16 protein-coding genes, 1 other RNA gene and 1 pseudogene are annotated in these 15,905 nt (G+C 65.7%); 4 read left to right on the top strand and 14 right to left on the bottom strand.

Annotated elements, in window-relative coordinates:
* Together Q0T48_RS18855 and rnpB are read right to left on the bottom strand one after the other, a co-directional pair.
* Positions 1-254 (bottom strand): CBS domain-containing protein (locus Q0T48_RS18855; RefSeq protein WP_295959550.1); only part of this gene is annotated, 254 nt, incomplete at its 3' end.
* A 58-nt stretch (positions 255-312) separates the two neighbouring features.
* Positions 313-748, bottom strand: an RNA gene (gene rnpB / locus Q0T48_RS18850) — RNase P RNA component class A.
* A 58-nt stretch (positions 749-806) separates the two neighbouring features.
* On the opposite strand from rnpB, the gene cysK reads away from it, so the two are divergent.
* Positions 807-1,724, top strand: a complete 918-nt coding sequence (gene cysK, locus Q0T48_RS18845) for a cysteine synthase A (RefSeq protein WP_295959547.1) — start codon at positions 807-809, stop codon at positions 1,722-1,724.
* On the opposite strand, the gene Q0T48_RS18840 is transcribed toward cysK, so the two are convergent.
* Complete coding sequence (locus tag Q0T48_RS18840; protein WP_295959544.1) at positions 1,721-2,782, bottom strand: Rid family hydrolase; 1,062 nt, start codon at positions 2,780-2,782, stop codon at positions 1,721-1,723. The genes cysK and Q0T48_RS18840 overlap by 4 nt on opposite strands.
* Positions 2,783-3,126: 344 nt before the next feature.
* On the opposite strand from Q0T48_RS18840, the gene Q0T48_RS18835 reads away from it, so the two are divergent.
* Positions 3,127-3,936 carry a lysophospholipid acyltransferase family protein gene (locus Q0T48_RS18835; RefSeq protein WP_295959541.1) on the top strand — a complete coding sequence of 270 codons (810 nt, stop codon included), beginning with the start codon at positions 3,127-3,129 and terminating at the stop codon, positions 3,934-3,936.
* Entirely contained in the window at positions 3,936-4,694 is a 759-nt protein-coding gene (locus Q0T48_RS18830; protein WP_295959539.1) for a glycosyltransferase family 2 protein, read from the top strand. Before Q0T48_RS18835 ends, Q0T48_RS18830 begins: the two co-directional genes overlap by 1 nt.
* Positions 4,695-4,830: 136 nt before the next feature.
* Here Q0T48_RS18830 and fabG read toward each other — a convergent pair whose 3' ends face one another.
* The 11 genes and pseudogenes from fabG to Q0T48_RS18775 all read right to left on the bottom strand — a co-directional run bounded on the left by fabG (position 4,831) and on the right by Q0T48_RS18775 (position 15,420).
* Positions 4,831-5,559, bottom strand: a complete 729-nt coding sequence (gene fabG, locus Q0T48_RS18825) for a 3-oxoacyl-ACP reductase FabG (protein ID WP_295959535.1) — start codon at positions 5,557-5,559, stop codon at positions 4,831-4,833.
* Positions 5,556-5,954, bottom strand: a complete 399-nt coding sequence (locus Q0T48_RS18820; protein WP_295959571.1) for a 3-hydroxylacyl-ACP dehydratase — start codon at positions 5,952-5,954, stop codon at positions 5,556-5,558. Before Q0T48_RS18820 ends, fabG begins: the two co-directional genes overlap by 4 nt.
* Before the next feature lie 41 nt (positions 5,955-5,995).
* Positions 5,996-6,805: a beta-ketoacyl synthase chain length factor gene (locus Q0T48_RS18815; RefSeq protein ID WP_295959532.1), complete on the bottom strand. Its 810-nt coding sequence runs from the start codon at positions 6,803-6,805 to the stop codon at positions 5,996-5,998.
* A complete protein-coding gene (locus tag Q0T48_RS18810) occupies positions 6,802-7,998 on the bottom strand; it encodes a beta-ketoacyl-[acyl-carrier-protein] synthase family protein (RefSeq protein ID WP_295959529.1) in 1,197 nt (398 codons plus the stop codon). Before Q0T48_RS18810 ends, Q0T48_RS18815 begins: the two co-directional genes overlap by 4 nt.
* A gap of 102 nt (positions 7,999-8,100) precedes the next feature.
* Entirely contained in the window at positions 8,101-8,895 is a 795-nt protein-coding gene (locus Q0T48_RS18805; RefSeq protein WP_295959568.1) for a polysaccharide deacetylase family protein, read from the bottom strand.
* Entirely contained in the window at positions 8,895-11,267 is a 2,373-nt protein-coding gene (locus Q0T48_RS18800; RefSeq protein WP_295959526.1) for an MMPL family transporter, read from the bottom strand. Before Q0T48_RS18800 ends, Q0T48_RS18805 begins: the two co-directional genes overlap by 1 nt.
* Before the next feature lie 20 nt (positions 11,268-11,287).
* Positions 11,288-11,860 (bottom strand): LolA-related protein, encoded by a 573-nt coding sequence (locus Q0T48_RS18795; RefSeq protein WP_295959523.1) that lies wholly within the window; start codon positions 11,858-11,860, stop codon positions 11,288-11,290.
* Positions 11,861-11,867: 7 nt separating this feature from the next.
* A complete protein-coding gene (locus tag Q0T48_RS18790) occupies positions 11,868-12,785 on the bottom strand; it encodes an acyl-CoA synthetase (RefSeq protein WP_295959521.1) in 918 nt (305 codons plus the stop codon).
* Positions 12,782-14,351: pseudogene (locus Q0T48_RS18785) on the bottom strand (AMP-binding protein); the annotation flags it as partial. The gene Q0T48_RS18790 and the pseudogene Q0T48_RS18785, both read right to left, overlap by 4 nt.
* A 101-nt stretch (positions 14,352-14,452) precedes the next feature.
* Entirely contained in the window at positions 14,453-15,115 is a 663-nt protein-coding gene (locus Q0T48_RS18780; RefSeq protein WP_295959518.1) for a hypothetical protein, read from the bottom strand.
* A complete protein-coding gene (locus tag Q0T48_RS18775) occupies positions 15,112-15,420 on the bottom strand; it encodes a phosphopantetheine-binding protein (RefSeq protein ID WP_295959515.1) in 309 nt (102 codons plus the stop codon). The genes Q0T48_RS18780 and Q0T48_RS18775 overlap by 4 nt, the downstream gene beginning before the upstream one ends.
* Before the next feature lie 325 nt (positions 15,421-15,745).
* Here Q0T48_RS18775 and Q0T48_RS18770 point away from each other — a divergent pair, with 325 nt between their 5' ends.
* The gene (locus Q0T48_RS18770) at positions 15,746-15,898 is read left to right on the top strand and encodes a hypothetical protein (RefSeq protein ID WP_295959512.1); all 153 of its coding nucleotides are present in this window, start codon (positions 15,746-15,748) and stop codon (positions 15,896-15,898) included.
* Positions 15,899-15,905 lie beyond the last annotated feature (7 nt).

The raw sequence follows: 15,905 nt of genomic DNA, 5'->3' as shown, positions 1-15,905 counted from the left end.
TGCGCGTCCACCGTGAGCACCTTGCTGGTCATGATGTCTTTCACCAGCGTGTCTTTGGAAGCCCGTCCGGCCAGCGCAATTTTGCGGGTGTAGTCGCGTTCGGAAAGAATGCCCACCAGCTTGCCGTGCTCCATCACCATCAGCGCACCCACGTTGTGGTCGGCCAGGGTTTTCAGGGCGTCAAACACGCTGTCTTGGGGCTTGATGCTCCAGAGCGTCGTCTGGTTCTTCAACAGTGCGTGTACAGGTCGCATAGTTCCTCCGAAAAGTGGTGGACGGATGACTAACCATACCGCAAAAAGGGTCGTAAAAGTGTGAAGCCCACCGATAAGCCGGATTCTGTGCACGGGGGTTTCCCCCCATGTGACCACCATTAATCTGGGCCGCCGGTCACCCGAACGGCTCGATGCTACCTACCCGCACACTCAGGGGGTCCCGTCAACGTGTGCCTATTTGGTATTGCTGCGCGTAGAGATTGCCCGTTTCACCCTTTGCGGGCTCTGCCCGCAAAGGGTGCTGTGCTATCCACGGCTTGCGCCGTGGGCGTGCGGCTTACGCCACCCGCGTGCCAGCTTGCGCTGACACCGCACAGACCACCCGCGGGGGTTGCCTGCAAAGACTCGTCTCTGTTGCTCTAATCCTCACCTCACGGTGGACAGCCATTAGCTGCTACGCTGCCCTATGCAGTCCGGACGTTCCTCCAGTGCCTGGTTTCCCAGATTGCACCAGCGGCGGTCTGGCGGGCTTCACAGGTGCATTATCGCAGTGCCACAATGATTTATTTTTCCAGACCCCAAAGGAGACCTATGCCCGTCGAAACCATCCTCCAAACCATCGGCAACACCCCACACGTGCGCATCCAGCGCCTGTTTGGCCCGGGGGCCAACGTCTGGATCAAGTCCGAGCGCAGCAACCCGGGCGGCTCCATCAAGGACCGGATCGCCCTGGCCATGATCGAAGACGCAGAAAAATCCGGCGTGCTGCAACCCGGCGGCACCATCATCGAGCCGACCTCCGGCAATACCGGTGTGGGCCTGGCGGTGGTGGCGGCGGTCAAGGGCTACAAGCTGGTGCTGGTAATGCCCGACAGCATGTCCATCGAGCGCCGCCGCCTGATGCTGGCCTACGGCGCTACGTTTGACCTGACCCCGCGCGAAAAAGGCATGAAGGGCGCGATTGCCCGCGCCCAGGAACTGGTGGCGGCCACGCCCGGCAGCTGGATGCCGCAGCAGTTTGAAAACCCGGCCAACATCGAGGTGCACGTGCGCACCACGGCGCAGGAAATTTTGGCCGACTTCCCCGACGGGCTGGACGCGCTGATCACCGGCGTGGGCACCGGTGGCCACATCACCGGCTGCGCCCAGGTGCTGAAGGCGGCTTGGCCGAATTTGAAAGTGTTTGCGGTGGAGCCCACGGCCTCGCCCGTCATCTCGGGCGGCGCACCGGCACCGCACCCGATCCAGGGCATTGGTGCTGGCTTCATTCCGAAGAACCTGGACGTGTCGTTGCTCGACGGCATCATCCAGGTGGATGCCGAACCGGCCCGCGAATGGGCCCGCCGCAGCGCCCGCGAAGAAGGCATGCTGGTGGGTATCTCCAGCGGTGCCACGCTGGCGGCGATTGCACAAAAACTGCCCGAACTGCCCGCAGGCGCGCGGGTGCTGGGCTTCAACTACGACACCGGCGAGCGCTACTTGTCGGTAGACGGGTTCTTGCCCGCCTAAACCCCTGGCGCGGGCAGGCAGCCCGTGGCCTCGATTTCCATCAGCAGGTCGTCGCGGCACACGTCGGCCTGCAAATAAATGCGCACGGCGGCAGGCGGCAGATGCACGTCGATCACCGCCCGCACCGCCTCAAAATCCGCCGTGTGGCGCACATACACCTTGTACTGCACGGCGGCCAGGGTCCACCCCTCCTTGCCCTGCGAGCCCTCCGCACGGTTGGCCTGGGCCAGCAGTGCGGCGATGTTGCGCAAAGTTTCTTCGGTTTGGGCACGCACGTCCCCGGCGTGCAGGGTCTGGTGGCCCACGATGCTGGCGGTACCGCTGAGGAACAGCCAGCGCTGGCCCGGCAGGGCTGCCAGTGCAGCCCGTGAAAACGACGGCGTGCGCGGCCCGTATTGGTCAGGGTAGAAGTAGGCACTGACTTGGCGCGGATTCTCTATCGCCAAGGGCGGCACTTTGGCGGCCAGAAAATACACGTTCAGCCCGCCGCCGTGGGTACCCAGTGCACAGGCCGCCGGGGCGTTGGCCAGAAACGGCCGGGCCATTGTGCGAAAAGCATCTTGTCGCCCGATGTTGAACTGGAGGTAGCGCTCCATGCCCCAGGTCTCGGTATTGATGGCCGAAAAGTAGTTCCACACCCGCAGCGGGTGCAGGTAGCCCAGCGACTCCAGCGCGCTAAACACGGCCAGATACACCTGCTCGGAGGCCTGTTGCAGCAAGCTCGGGCGCAGCGGGTCGTAGCCGCCGCCGGGGTACTGCCCCACATCGCTGTCGGTGTCGGGGATGCAGATCGCGCCGAACAGCACGTCGTCGGTCATGGCGTAGTGCAGCAAACCCTGGGTACCGGTGCGCACGGGCTGGTCGGTGTGCCACAGCTCCAGGGCATCTGCCGCCTGGCCGAGTACGGGGGTGGCGATTTCCAGCGCAGAGGCTGGCGACACGGCGCTGCCAAACCGCACGGCTGCCAGGGCCGCAGGGGGCGGCGTGGCACCGCCGGAGCAGTATTGCAAAGACAGCGGCGTGCCGGAGGTGTCAACGGTAGCCAGACTCAAGGGCATAAATGGGCAAGCGTTTTGGGCCTAAAAAGAGGGGATGCAAGCGGTTCTGGTTTCCATAATAAACGCATTCAAGCCCCGTTTTCCCGGTGGAAGACGCACCAGACACTGGGGTGCGGCACCCCCGGTGCCCTAGTAAAATCTTAATTTTCTATTGCGGCCGATGCCCGTCCAGACCTTTGTTATCTGTGCACTTTGAAGGCCGCCCCATGACCGAATTGAAACCTGCACCCTCTCCGGCCCTTTGCAATGTCCTGGTGGTCGGCGGCGGCCCGGCAGGCTCTACGGCGGCCGCTGTGCGAGACACGCTGACAAGCGGCGTGTAAACCGCCGAACATCCCGGACCCATGAAGGCAGACGTACGCACCCGCCATCCGCACACTCTCTGGCGCGCCCTGCGCCGCGGGGTGGACGCGCTGCGCCTGCGCCTGGGCATGCTGCTGTTTGCCTTGGTGTGCATGGACTGGACGGTGCTGGCCCTGCCCCTGTACTGGCTGCTGCCGCGCAAACTGGGCACCTGGGTGGGGCGCTGGGGCATCACCCTGGTGTTCCGCGAGTATGTGCGCGGGCTGCAGTGGATGGGGATTTGCCAGTTCGACCTGTCGGCGCTGGATGCCCTGCGGGACGATCCGGGCCTGGTGATTGCCCCCAACCACCCTTCGCTGCTGGACGCGGTGCTGGTGATTTCGCGGCTGCCCCATGTGTCGTGCGTGATGAAAGCCGAGCTGATGGACAACCTGCTGCTGGGATCCGGTGCCAGGTTGGCGCGCTATATCCGCAACGACTCACTGCGTTCCATGGTGCAGTTGGCCGTGGCCGATGTGCGCAAAGGCAACCACCTGCTGCTGTTCCCCGAGGGCACACGCACCACCCGTACCCCAGTCAATCGCCTGCAAGGCACGGTGGGGCTGATCGCCAAGCAGGCCCAGGTGCCGGTGCAAACCGTTTTTATCGAAACCAACTCGCCGTTTCTGGGCAAGGACTGGCCGCTGCTGCGCTGCCCGGCCATGCCCGTGGTGTACCGGGTGCGGCTGGGCAAACGCTTTGACCCGCCAGACAACGTGGAAGCCTTCGCCCGCACCCTGGAGCAGTATTTCCAGACCGAGCTGGCCCACGCCCTCTTGCCCGACCTGCCTGTGACCGAATATTCCCGCTGATGACTTTTGCCTCCCCCACCCACCTCGTACTGATCCCCAGCTACAACCCCGGCAGCAAGGTCGCTGACACCGTGCGCGCCGCCCGCGCCCAGTGGAACCCGGTATGGGTGGTGGTGGACGGCAGCACCGACGGCAGCGCCGCCCTGCTGCAAGCCATGGCCGCCGCCGACCCCGGCCTGCAGGTACTGGTGCTGCCGCAGAACGTGGGCAAGGGCGCGGCCGTGCTGCAGAGCCTGGACCGGGCCGCCGCACAGGGCTTCACCCACGTGCTGACCATGGACTCTGACGGCCAGCACCCGGCGGAGTTGATTCCGTCCTTCATGGCCACATCGCAGCAACAACCTGCCGCCATGGTGCTGGGCGTGCCGGTGTTTGCCGCCGATGCGCCCCAACTGCGCGTGCAGGGCCGCAAGATCTCTAACGGCTGGGCCAATCTGGAGACGCTGTGGGCCGGTATTGGCGACTCGCTGTTTGGCTTTCGGGTCTACCCCATCGCGCCGCTGCGCCAGGTGATGCAGGGTCAGCGCTGGATGCGGCGCTTCGACTTCGACCCCGAGGCCGTTGTGCGCATGTGCTGGCACGGCGTGCCGGTGGTCAACTTACCCGCCACGGTGAAGTACTTCACCGTGGCCGAGGGCGGCGTGTCGCACTTCAACTACCTGCGCGACAACTGCCTGCTGACCTGGATGCACAGCCGTTTGTTTGCAGGCTTTGTGCTGCGCTTGCCACGGCTGCTGGCGCGAAAATTTAAAAGCTAAGGCCCGTGCAAGGGGCAACGCCGGTCGCTGCTTGATTTATGCATCTTTTAGGCCTCCAGCGCATATTCCACATACACTATTAGCTACTAATATAATAGCAAAAAGACTTTTGGAGCCGCAGTGTGGAATTACGCGATCAGGCCATGCCGCCGTTGATGGAAATGGTCTGGCCGCTGATATAGGCGGCGCGGTCGGAGGCCAAAAAGCTGACCAAATCCGCCACCTCTTCCGGCTGGCCCGCGCGCTTCATGGGCACCATCTGCGCAATACGGGCGGCATCGAACGCGGCATCGCTCATGGCGCTTTGGATGATGCCCGGGGCCACCGCATTCACCGTGATGCCCCGGCTGGCCAGCTCCAACGACAGCGACTTGGTGGCGGCATGCAAGGCCCCCTTGGCCGCCGAATAGTTCACCTGGCCCCGGTTGCCCATCAGCGCCGCCACCGAGGTGATGCTGATGATGCGGCCCCAGCGGGTGCGGATCATCGGCATCATCAAGGGCTGGGTGACGTGGAAAAAACCGTTCAGCGACACATCCAGCACCCGCTGCCACTGCGCCAGTTGCATGCCGGGGAACACCACGTCCTCGTGGATGCCCGCGTTGTTGACCAGCACCTGGATCGGGCCGTCGGCCAACAGCGCATCCAGCGCCGCCGTGGTGGCGGCTGGATCGGTGATGTCAAAGGCCACCGCCTGGGCTTGCCCGCCCTCGGCAATGATGGCATCCACCAGTGCCTGCGCCGCCGCCACGCCCCGGTTCGCGTGGACGACCACCGCAAAGCCATCGCGGGCCAATTGGCGGCAAATGGCCGCGCCAATCGCCCCGCTGCCGCCGGTGACCAGCGCGCGTTTTGTATCCGTCATGGGGAGTCCTTGAATAGCGTGGCATCCAGCACCACGGCCGCCCGGCCGGTCAACAGGGTCTGACCGTCAGCGGCCACGGTGAACCGGTAGAGGATGTTGTTGGCATCGCCGGTGATGCGCTCGGCGGTAATGGTCAGGTCGCCCGCCAGGTCGTCCAGGCGCGGCACCAGCAGCTCTACCGAGCGCACGCTGGCCAGGTAGCCCACGCGCGGCGCACCGTCAGCTTGTGCCAGCAGCGATCCATGCACGGCCATCGCCTGGGCGGCATATTCCACGCCGCAGGCGGCACCCAGCCGCCCATGCGCCCGCAGCGGGTTGTCCAGCGCCCGGTGGCTGCTGGCGGTGCAGACGATGGTGTTGTCATCCCACTGCATAACAAAGTCCAGCAGGCACATGGCGCCCTGGTGCGGAATGCGCCGGGCGATGTCGGCAGCGTTCAGCACGGGCTGAACTCCAGCGCCAGGCGGCAGTCGTCCAGATAGTCCAGCCGCACCAGGCCTGACTGCTGGCGCACCAGTGCAGCCAGCAGAGGCAGGCCGCGCGCGGCGGGAATACTCTGGCGCTGGGATTCCAGCACAGCATCCACCAGCACGTCGGCTGGGCCGGGGCTGAGGTAGCTGGCAGGGTGCAGGCTGATCTGGCCCAGGCTGTGGGCGGTGCGCACGGGCGACAGCACCAGGGCCAGGCCAAAGGTGTCGGGCACCGGGCGGCAGGCGCGCAGGGGTTCGGGGTAGTCGGTATCAAACGCCACCAGCAGCACCGGTTCAGCCTGCACCACCGCCTGCGTCAGCGCCTCCACCAGCCCGGCGGCAAAGCTGCCATCGAACGCGCACAGAGCGGTGGACGCAGCCATGGCCCCGGTGGCGATGCCCCAGTAGCCCGAAGCCGCGTTGTGTACCGAATTGTGGAAACGGGTGGGCGAGATCAAGCGATCGTCCGAGGCCAGCGCGGTGCACATCTCGTGGCAGTTGACCCCGTCGCCGCCCGAGGAGGTAAACACCGACACCAGCCCCCGGGCCGCTATCCCGGCTGCGGCAACCGCCTCAAACCCAACGGTTTGCGAGACCCGGATGACAGCCCCAGCCCGGCGGCGCTCGGCGGGCGGCAGATGCGCGGGCGCGGCCAGCACGGTTTTCTGCCACTGCCCCGGTGCGTAGCCTGCGAGTTGCGCCTGGCCCTGCGCCCAGTCGGCAATGCCGGGGCCAACCAAACCCACGCCGTCGATAAATACGGTGAGCGCGGTCATAGGGCAGCCCCTAAAACCAGGCTGCAATTGGTGCCGCCAAAACCAAAGGAATTGCTGAGCACATGGCGCAGCGGCCGGGTTTGGCTTTGCAGCAGATAGTCCACCTCCAGCCGCGTATCCCGCACCTCGGTATGCACGCCGCCGGGCAGCAGGCCGTGTTGCAAGGCCAGCGCGCAGAACACAGCTTCTAGCCCGCCTGCCGCGCCCAGGGTATGGCCGGTTGCGCCCTTGGTGGAACTGCACGGGGTGGCGCGCGCACCAAAAACGGCTTGCACCGCCAGGCCTTCCGCGGCATCGTTGCTCTGGGTGGCGGTACCGTGCAGGTTGATGTAGTCGATGTCGCCCGACTGCAGTCCCGCGCTGCGCAAGGCCTGCTGCATCGCCAGCTGCGCGCCCAGGCCTTCGGGGTGCGGCGACGACATGTGGTGCGCGTCGCTGGACTCGCCCAGGCCCAGCAGCAGCACGGCGTTGGCGGGCAGCACTTCGGGCGCACGCTCCAGCAGCACAAAGGCTGCACCCTCGCCGATCGAAATACCGTTGCGCGCGGCATCGAACGGGCGGCAGGGGCTGTTGGACAACAAACCCAGCGAATTGAAACCGTACAGCGTGGTCAGGCACAGGCTGTCCACACCGCCCACAATGGCCGCGTCGATCAAGCCTGCCGCCAGCATGCGCTGGGCCGAGGCAAACACCTTGGCGCTGGACGAGCAGGCGGTGGACACGGCCATCGCCGGGCCGCTGAGCTGGCAACTGCGGCGCACAAAGTCGGCCACCGAATACGGGTTATGGGTTTGCGGGTAGCAAAAATCGGCGGGCAAGGCCCCGGTGTCAGCATCGCGCTGCTGGTAGGCCAGCTCAGTCTGCAAAATGCCAGCGGTGCTGGTGCCCAGAAACACCCCCACCCGCTGCGGCCCCACGCGCGCCGCCACGGCCTGCACGGCGGCCAAAAAGCCGTCCTGGCGCAAGGCGAGTTGCGCCAACCGGTTGTTGCGGCAGTCAAAGGCCTGCAAATCCGCTGGCAGTACCTCGTCGTCCACCCCATTGACCCGGCCTATCCAGGTGTCTAGCGCAGCGGCCCCGAAGTCGCAAGATGTCAAACCGCTGCGCTGCGTTCGCAAAGCGTCCAACGTCGGAGCCAGCCCGTGACCGATCGCGCTGGTGGCGGTGAAATGGGTAAGTAATAGTGCGTGCACAGGCGAAAAAACAAAAAAAGCTAAGCGGATTCTAAAGACGGGCCGCCACTGCGTACCCATTGGCAAGCGGCTTTACCAGGGTGCGCACAGCCGTAAAAGAGGTCATTGCAAAGCCGAACGCAAGGTGACAGGCTTCAAATGCGCAGCCTGGATGGCGGCCAACAGCAACGGCAGCACTTCCAGAATCACCGGCACGCCCTGCGCGGTGACGGCGGCGTGGCGGTCGTGCAGCAGCAGGATATCGCCCGCGCGCAGGCCACGGGTGAGGATGCGCGCCACGGCGGCGGCATCGCCGTTGCGGGTGTCAAAGCCGCGCCGGGTCCAGCTGGCCAGTTGCAAGCCCATGCGCTGCAGCACCGGGTCTAAAAACGGGTTGCGCAGCCCGGCGGGTGCCCGAAAAAAGCGGGGCGGCGTGCCACTCAGCTGGCCCAAAGTGTCTTGTGCCGCCTGCAATTCACACTGCAGCTTGGCCGTGCCGAGCAAGGAGAAATTGTGCCGGTGCTGTTGGCTGTGGTTTTCTATCGCATGGCCGCGGCGCACGATCTCGCGGCACAGGTCGGGGTACTGGGCCGCCTGCGCGCCAATGCAAAAGAATGTGGCACGGGCGGCGTGCCGGTCCAGTAGGTCCAGCACCAGCGGCGTGACCAGCGGGTCGGGGCCATCGTCGATCGTCAGCGCCACCTCGCCGCGTGCGGCAGCGGCTGCGGGCAAACGCGTCCAGTTGGAGCCCAGCAGCGCGCAGCGCGGCAGCAAACCGGCCAGCGATAGCACGGCATGGTTCAGCACCAGCGCGGCCACGGCCCAACGCCACAGCGCGGGCTGCCACACCCACAGCGCCAGCACGCACACGTGCCACGCCAGGGTGAACCACACCAGGGGAGTCCGCCGCACACGCATCAGGCAGACCTGGGTGTGTGGGCCCACACCGCCGAGAAGCACAGGGCCAGAATCGCCCCCGGCCCCACCGTCAGGCCAATGGCTTGCAACACCGGCACCTGCGAGAAGCCCAGGATGCCAAAGCCCGCCACCGTGGTCATGTTGGCGAATAACAAAGAGGCCAGCGTGCGCGGCGTGATCGCCCCCTGGCCAGAGCTGAAAAACAGCGCGTAATTGGACCCCACCGCCACGATCAGCAGCAACCCGACCAGGTGCAGAATCGTCAGGCTCTGCCCGGTCGACACCAGCGCCGCCGCCACGCACAGCACCGCGCCCACCAAGGGAGCCAAAACGCGCAGCACCGCCGTGGGCGAGCGCAGGGCGACGACCAGCAGCAGCACGATGGCCAGCAGCCCGGCCCCCGACAACCGCACGGCTTCATGCAAGTAGCTGCGGTACAGCCGGTCGGTTTCGCCCTTCATGTCCACAAACAAGGCGCCGGTACCGTCCAACAGCGGGCGGATGCGGACCGGGTCGATATCGCCCGAGGCAGGAGCGTGCAGCGGCAAAAACACACTCCAGCGCGGCGTGCCATCGGCGGTTTTTTGCGGCAACAGCATGCCGTCCACCGCCAGCGCCAAAGACGTGCCGACCAGGTCGGCCCGCTGCAAAGGCGGGGCCAGCCGCGCCACCTCTGCCTCTTGCACAAACGGAGCCAGGCGCTCGGCGCGCAGCGGCATATCGGCCAATGCCTCGACCAGCCGCGCCTGCAACTCGGCGGTGGCGGGCAGGCTGGCCTGCCGGGCCTGCTGGGTGGCCAGGCTGGGCAGCAAGGTGGTGGGGCTGTTGACCCCGGCGATGCTGTGGTCGTCCACCAGCGGCTGCAGACGGGCGACGACTTTTTCAGCGCCCTGCAAAACGGCTTCCTGGCTGGCACCCGACACCACCACCAGGTAGCGCACATCGGGCGCACCCAGGTCGGCACGCAGCGTGCCGTCCAGGGCCATGTCCGATGCGGATACCGGGCTCAGCGCCGATAGCTCCTGGTTCCACACCGTGTCGCGCTGCACGGCCAGTGCCAGCGCCGCCACCACGCACAGGCCCAGCACGGCCCAGCGCAGAGCCGCCGCCCGCCGCACCACGACCGCCAGCCGCGCGCCCAGTGCCGACACATCGCGCACCTTGAAGCTGCCAGGCAGCAACTGTGGCAGCACAAACCGGGTCACCAGGGCCGCAGCCACCAGCCCGGACATCGAATACAAGCCCAGTTGCGCCAGACCCGGAAAGCCCGACAGCAGCAGAGACGCAAAGCCGCAGATCGAAGTCATCACACCCAGCCGAATGGTGGGCCAGAAGCGCTTTACCCAGGCGCCGCGGTCGCGGTCGGTGGTGGCCGCGTCCGACTGCACAAACAGGTAGATGGAGTAGTCCACCGCCTCACCGATCAGCGTGGTGCCAAAGCCCAGCGTGAGGCCGTGCACCGTGCCAAAGCCCAGGCTGACTGCCGCAATGCCTGCCACGGCACCCACCAGCACCGGCAGCAGGCCCAGGGCCAGCGTGCGCACCGAGCGGTAGATCAGCCACAGCAAGAGCACGATCAGGCCCAGGCTGATGATGGAGAGGCGGGTGACCTCGGACTCGATGGTGTTGCGCACATTCACGCCAAACACACCCGGGCCGGTGAGCACCAGGCGGGCGCTGGCCGCAGTGCCTTTTTGGGCCGCTACGGCTTCGGCAAATGCGGCGCGGATGCGGTCCATGGCCTGTTGCTGGCCGTCGGTGTCCGAGCCCGCGGCGCGGGTTTGCAGCAGCAGCAAGGCCCGTTCGCCGTCGCGCGATGCCCACACACCATCGGCGTTACGCGGGCCGGTGCCGCCACGGCCCAGGCTATCGAGCAGCAACGGCAATTCGCCGGTCGGGTCGCGGGGCAGTAGCGATTTGACCAGCAGCCCGGCGGGCGAAGCCAGCAGGTCCAGCGTGTCGCCCAGGGCCGCACGCAGGCCGTCCACCGTGAAGTGCGCGGGCAGCATGGCAGGACTGAGCTGGTAGCGGTGGGTCATCAAAAACGCCTGGTCGCGCTCCAGGGACACCGATTCGCCATTGCTCACGCTGCTGAATTGTGGCTCCTCGCGCAGCTTTTGGGCCACGGCTTTGGACAGGACGGCGCGGGTCGGGCCATCGCTGCCTTCCACGCCCACCAGCACCAGGCGCGACACCAGGCCGTCGCGCAACTGGTCCACCAGCAATTGCTGCTCGGGCGTGGGGGCCTGGGGTAAAAAAGCCGACATGTCGGCGGTAAAACGGGTTTGGCGCACCACTGCACCGCACAGCAGCAGAGCCACCAGGGCCAGCCATACGGGCAGGAAGCTGCGGCTGAAAATGCGCTGCGTCATGTGTTGATTTATGCCTTGCTTCACGGCGTGGCGGCGTTGTCGATCTGCATCACCGAGCGGTCCTTGTCGGCCTGCTCCACCTCGATGCTGCGCAGCTCGGCACGCTCACCCTGCATGGTGATGCGCTGCACCACGGCCAGCATCTTGGGATTCAGCGGGCGCAGCACCAGGGTCCAGCGGGCTTCGCTGCCGTCCAGCGTCAGCTGGTACAGGCGCTCCAAAGAGGCCCGGTCGCCCGCCAGCGTGCCGCGGATGCTCTCCACAAACACGCCCAGCTCGGGGTAGTCTTTGACGCGCAACACGTACTGGCGCTTGCCGCGCTCCACCGTCACGGTGTCGTGGTCCAGCACCAAGGTTTCGGGCTTGGGCTTGAGGGTGCGCTTTTCCAGCCGGTCGGGGGCGGTGTAGAGCAATTCGCCAGAGGACAGCACGGGTTTGTCCAGCAGGGCGATGAATTTCTGCTCGGTGAAGGTGGCCCGCCCCGAGGTGTTGCGGGCCAGCGACTGCATGAGTTGCTCCAGGTCCCACGCGTGGGCCGACAGCGCTGCGCAGCCCAAGACCAGGGCCGCAACCGATCGAAAGAATGTGTGCATTATGGGCTCAGGATGGGGTGGCTGGGGGTTGCCAGAAATCAAAGAAATTGAACCAGTTCGCCGGTGCGGCGTGGCAGTATTTTTCCAGCAATTCCACATACCGCGCCATGGCGGCATGCACGGCGGCTTCGCGCCCGCCCGCGGGAATCTGCGAGAAATCGGCCACGGTTTCAAAGTGGATGTCGTAGCGGTTGCCACCGCCGTACAGGCCCACCATGAACAGCACCGGGCGGCGCAATATGGCGGCCATGCGAAATGGCCCCACCGGCAGCGCCGCCGGAGCGCCCAAAAATGGCAGGCTGCGGGTGCTGTCGTTACCCAGCGAGCGGTCGGCCAGAATGCCCACCACCGCTCCCGACTCCAGCAGTTCGTGCACCACCATCATCGAATCCACTTTGCCCAGCGGCACGATGTGGCTATGGGCGGCGGGGTTGATGGCGTGCAGCAAGGCGTTGATCTTGCGGGCGTTGTCTTCAAACATCACCATCGCCAGCCGCAGGCCTGGCTGCTGCTGGGCCACGGCGCGCAGCACCTCGAAGCTGCCCAGATGCGCACCCAGCAGGAACGCACCCCGCCCCTGCTCCAGCACGCTGTGGACCCGTTGCTGGCCATGCAGGCGGATGTCGTACAAATCAAAGCGGTCATTGACCAGGTAGACCCGGTCGTGGATGACCGAAGCAAAGGCCATGAAGTGCCGAAACTGCAACCGCCAACCGACCCGCTGGCCGGGATGCACCCGGCCCAGGTACTGCTTGGAAGCCCGCCGCGCCGCAGGGGCCAGCAGCAAAAAATAAGCCGCAATGCCGTACAGAATGCCGCGCGCCACGCGCCGCCCCAGCCGCAGCGAGATCCAGGTCATCAGCCGCAGCATCGGCATATTGCTGCGCTCCGGGTGCTGCTTCCAGTGGGTGGACGGGTCGCTCATGGCTGAACGTGGGGGGTCAGACTGAGTTGCCCCGTCGCAACCTTGCGGTTGCCGCAGGCGATGTCAAAGCGGGCGCTGCCAGGCGTGGTGGACACCAGGGCCAGGGTCAGCAGCTCGCCGGGCTGTACAGGGCTTAAAAACTTGGCGTTGCCGATCTGACCCGCCACGCTGTCGGTGACCGTTTCAGCCCACAGCAGCACCGCGTCCAATAGCAGCACGCCGGGCAGGATGGGCGCGCCGGGGAAGTGCCCGGCAAACGCGGGGTGGTGGGAGTCCACGACCCACGTGGTTTCAAACAGCATGCGGGGGTCTTTGGAGCTTGTGCGCCAGCGCCTGCAAGGCTTCGCGCGGCAGCTTGCCGGTACTGTTGCGGGGTAACTGGTCCAACAGCAGCAACGGGCGTGGCAGAAAAATTGGGTCGATGCGCTCGCGCAGCGCGCTGAGCAGGGCCGCCGGTGTAGAACCGGGAGCGACCACAAAGGCCATCAGCCGGGTCACGCCGTCGCGGTCGCGCTCTTCGGGCATATAGAACGCACCGTCCCGCACCCCCTCGATGGCGTTGAGCTGGTGGTTCAGGTAGGCCAACGAGCTGCGTTTACCCGCAATATTGACCAAATCGGCGATCCGCCCGTGCAGCAAAAAATGCGTGGCGCTCAGCGGCTCCAGTACGTCACCCATGGGCACAGGCTGCTCCACATGGGCACCCGACACCCAGGTGCTGCCGTCTTGCGCGGTCAGTTGCACGCCCGGAAACAACTGCCATTCGGCACTCTGGGCGGTGCGCCGGGTGGCGACCTGGCCGGTTTCGGTGGAGCCATAAATCTCCAGCAACGGCATGTGCAGCGCGGCCTCGGCGGCCTGCGCCAGTTGGGGCGACAAGGGTGCCGTGGCCGATACCACCAGGTCCAGCGCCGGCACCTCCATCCCTGCATCCAGCAAGGCGCGCAGGTGCACCGGGGTGGTCACCAGCATGCGGGGCCGGTCTAGCTGGGCCAGCGCGCTGCAAATGTCGGCCGGATAAAACGGGTGGTCGGCGCTCAGCACCGAGCCACTTTGCCAGGCCAACAGCACGGTGGATTCAAAGCCGAACATGTGCTGCGGCGGCACGGTGCCAACGATGCTGTGCGCCACCCCCAGCAGACCCAGCCGCTCGGCCTCGGCGCGCACATTGCGCACCAGGGCACCCCAGGTTTTGCGGTGCGGCACCGGCAGGCCGGTGGAGCCAGAAGTAAACACAAAGGCCACGGTTTGGTCGGCCAGAATCTGCGGCACGGCCGTGGCGGGCGCGTCGGCAGCGGCCCGGGCCAGGGGGTACGCGCATTGCGGCAAATCGATGGTGCAGGGACCGTCGCTCAGGCAGAACACGTCGGGGGCAAACACCTGCATCTGGCGCACCATCTCTGGCGTGTGGGTGGACGGCAGCAGACTGGTCTTTTGCGCCACCATGGCAGCGGCCAGGCCCACGGCGAAGTGGTAGCGGTCAACACAGGCGTTGAGCACGTGGCCACCTGCGGGCAGCAGGGCCACCAGCTGCGCCACATCGGCCAAAAACCGGGCCACGGTAATGCTTTGGCGGGGGGCCGCGCTGAAACGGCGCATGGCCATTACATCGGTCAACTGGGCGTGTGCCACCAGGGGAAAGCGCAACATCGGCAGACTCTGCTCCATCACGGCAACGGCCGCATGCCCACCTGCTGGTAAGCCCGCACGGCCTGCCACAGGCCGGCAACCTGCTCTGGCGGCAGCACGCAGCGGCGCACCAGGTAGTCACCCACAAACATCAGCGCCACCAAGGGCATGTCCAGCAGATTGGCAAAGGCCGACCACCAGGCCATGGGCGCAAAGCTGAACAGTAGCACCGACAGGCTGGCCATCAGACCAAAGTACAGCGTCCAGGCCCAGGTGACACCACGGGTGTAGCGCTGCAGTTGCGGCGACAGCGGGCCATGCACCACGGCGGCAAAGCGCGACACCAGGGGTGTTTGGCCCGCGGCCAGCGTGCGTCCAAAGGCGATGCACAGCAGACTTTGCACGCCCGCGTGTTCCAGAAAAAAAAGCCATTGGTAGTGCAGCCGCAGCCAGTCACCCATGCTGACCAGGCCAACCACCCCGGCCAGGCACAGCGACAGCAGCAGCGGTCGGTGCGTCGACCGCCAAACCAGCGACACGGCCAACACCAGCACCAAAGACAGGGCCATCAGCACCTGCCACACGCCAGGTGCGGGGTGGATGGATGCCAGGTGCGCCAGCAGCGAATAGGCCAGGCACAGGCCCACGCCCCCGGCGACCTTGCCCCAGCGCTTCCAGCGGGCAATGGTCGGCGGAATCACTTGGTGCGCTGGGCGGCGATGTGGTCGCTCAGGCTGCGCAGGGAACTGAAAATCTGGGCGTTGTCTTCGTGATCGGCGCGCAGTTGCAGGCCGTATTGCTTGGACACGCTGAGCGACACCTCCAGGATGTCGATCGAATCCAGGCCCAGGCCGTCGCCGTACAAGGGTGCGTCGGGGGCGATGTCGGCGGCGGCCACTTCCAGGTTCAGCGCGGTCACGACCAGTTCAGCGACTTCGCGCAGCAAGGCGGTGTCGGCGGAGACCAGGGGAGTTGCGGGCAAGGTGGGGGGAGGGAGTGCGGACATGGGGAAATCTTCAGAGAGGGGCGGCGGGCCGCAGGAAGGGGGCGTAAACACCTCCGATTTTAGCGGGATGCCCTCCCTACACCGTTAATCCACCCGCATCTGCGGCGGGCTGGTGTCGCCAAAACCCCGGGACGCGGCGTGTCCCAGGCGCTTATTTCCCCCTCCATGCAATTTACATTTTTTGGTCATTTTTTAGATGCCAAATAGGGCACTAGCGCAATTTAAATATACGCCAGTAGCTATCAAATATTTATCTAAAAATCATAGCGTTCTGCCTCTAGCGCGGCAGACGACACCCACCCCGATTCATCTCGCCATCTGGGGGATGTTTGCCACGCAAGCCAAGACCGCACAAAAGTCCGATGAAGCCCCCTGGATGCGCAACACCCGGTTTGGCCCGCCGCACCACCACGGACAAGCCGTCGGCGTGGCGGGTCAGGGGCCCGACGCAGCTTTAAAATCGAAGGCTCCTGCTTGATAACTAC

The organism is Rhodoferax sp. (assembly GCF_025354435.1).
Lineage (GTDB): Bacteria > Pseudomonadota > Gammaproteobacteria > Burkholderiales > Burkholderiaceae_C > Rhodoferax_B.
Note: the sequence above shows the minus strand (reverse complement) of the source record. Positions and strands in the feature narration are given on the sequence as shown.

Coding starts and splice junctions, on each gene's coding strand:
- cysK (WP_295959547.1), top strand. CDS start 807: ATGCCCGTCGAAACCATCCTCCAAACCATCGGCAACACCCCACACGTG.
- Q0T48_RS18840 (WP_295959544.1), bottom strand. CDS start 2,782: ATGCCCTTGAGTCTGGCTACCGTTGACACCTCCGGCACGCCGCTGTCT.
- Q0T48_RS18835 (WP_295959541.1), top strand. CDS start 3,127: ATGAAGGCAGACGTACGCACCCGCCATCCGCACACTCTCTGGCGCGCC.
- Q0T48_RS18830 (WP_295959539.1), top strand. CDS start 3,936: ATGACTTTTGCCTCCCCCACCCACCTCGTACTGATCCCCAGCTACAAC.
- fabG (WP_295959535.1), bottom strand. CDS start 5,559: ATGACGGATACAAAACGCGCGCTGGTCACCGGCGGCAGCGGGGCGATT.
- Q0T48_RS18820 (WP_295959571.1), bottom strand. CDS start 5,954: ATGTGCCTGCTGGACTTTGTTATGCAGTGGGATGACAACACCATCGTC.
- Q0T48_RS18815 (WP_295959532.1), bottom strand. CDS start 6,805: ATGACCGCGCTCACCGTATTTATCGACGGCGTGGGTTTGGTTGGCCCC.
- Q0T48_RS18805 (WP_295959568.1), bottom strand. CDS start 8,895: ATGCGTGTGCGGCGGACTCCCCTGGTGTGGTTCACCCTGGCGTGGCAC.
- Q0T48_RS18800 (WP_295959526.1), bottom strand. CDS start 11,267: ATGACGCAGCGCATTTTCAGCCGCAGCTTCCTGCCCGTATGGCTGGCC.
- Q0T48_RS18795 (WP_295959523.1), bottom strand. CDS start 11,860: ATGCACACATTCTTTCGATCGGTTGCGGCCCTGGTCTTGGGCTGCGCA.
- Q0T48_RS18790 (WP_295959521.1), bottom strand. CDS start 12,785: ATGAGCGACCCGTCCACCCACTGGAAGCAGCACCCGGAGCGCAGCAAT.
- Q0T48_RS18775 (WP_295959515.1), bottom strand. CDS start 15,420: ATGTCCGCACTCCCTCCCCCCACCTTGCCCGCAACTCCCCTGGTCTCC.
- Q0T48_RS18770 (WP_295959512.1), top strand. CDS start 15,746: ATGTTTGCCACGCAAGCCAAGACCGCACAAAAGTCCGATGAAGCCCCC.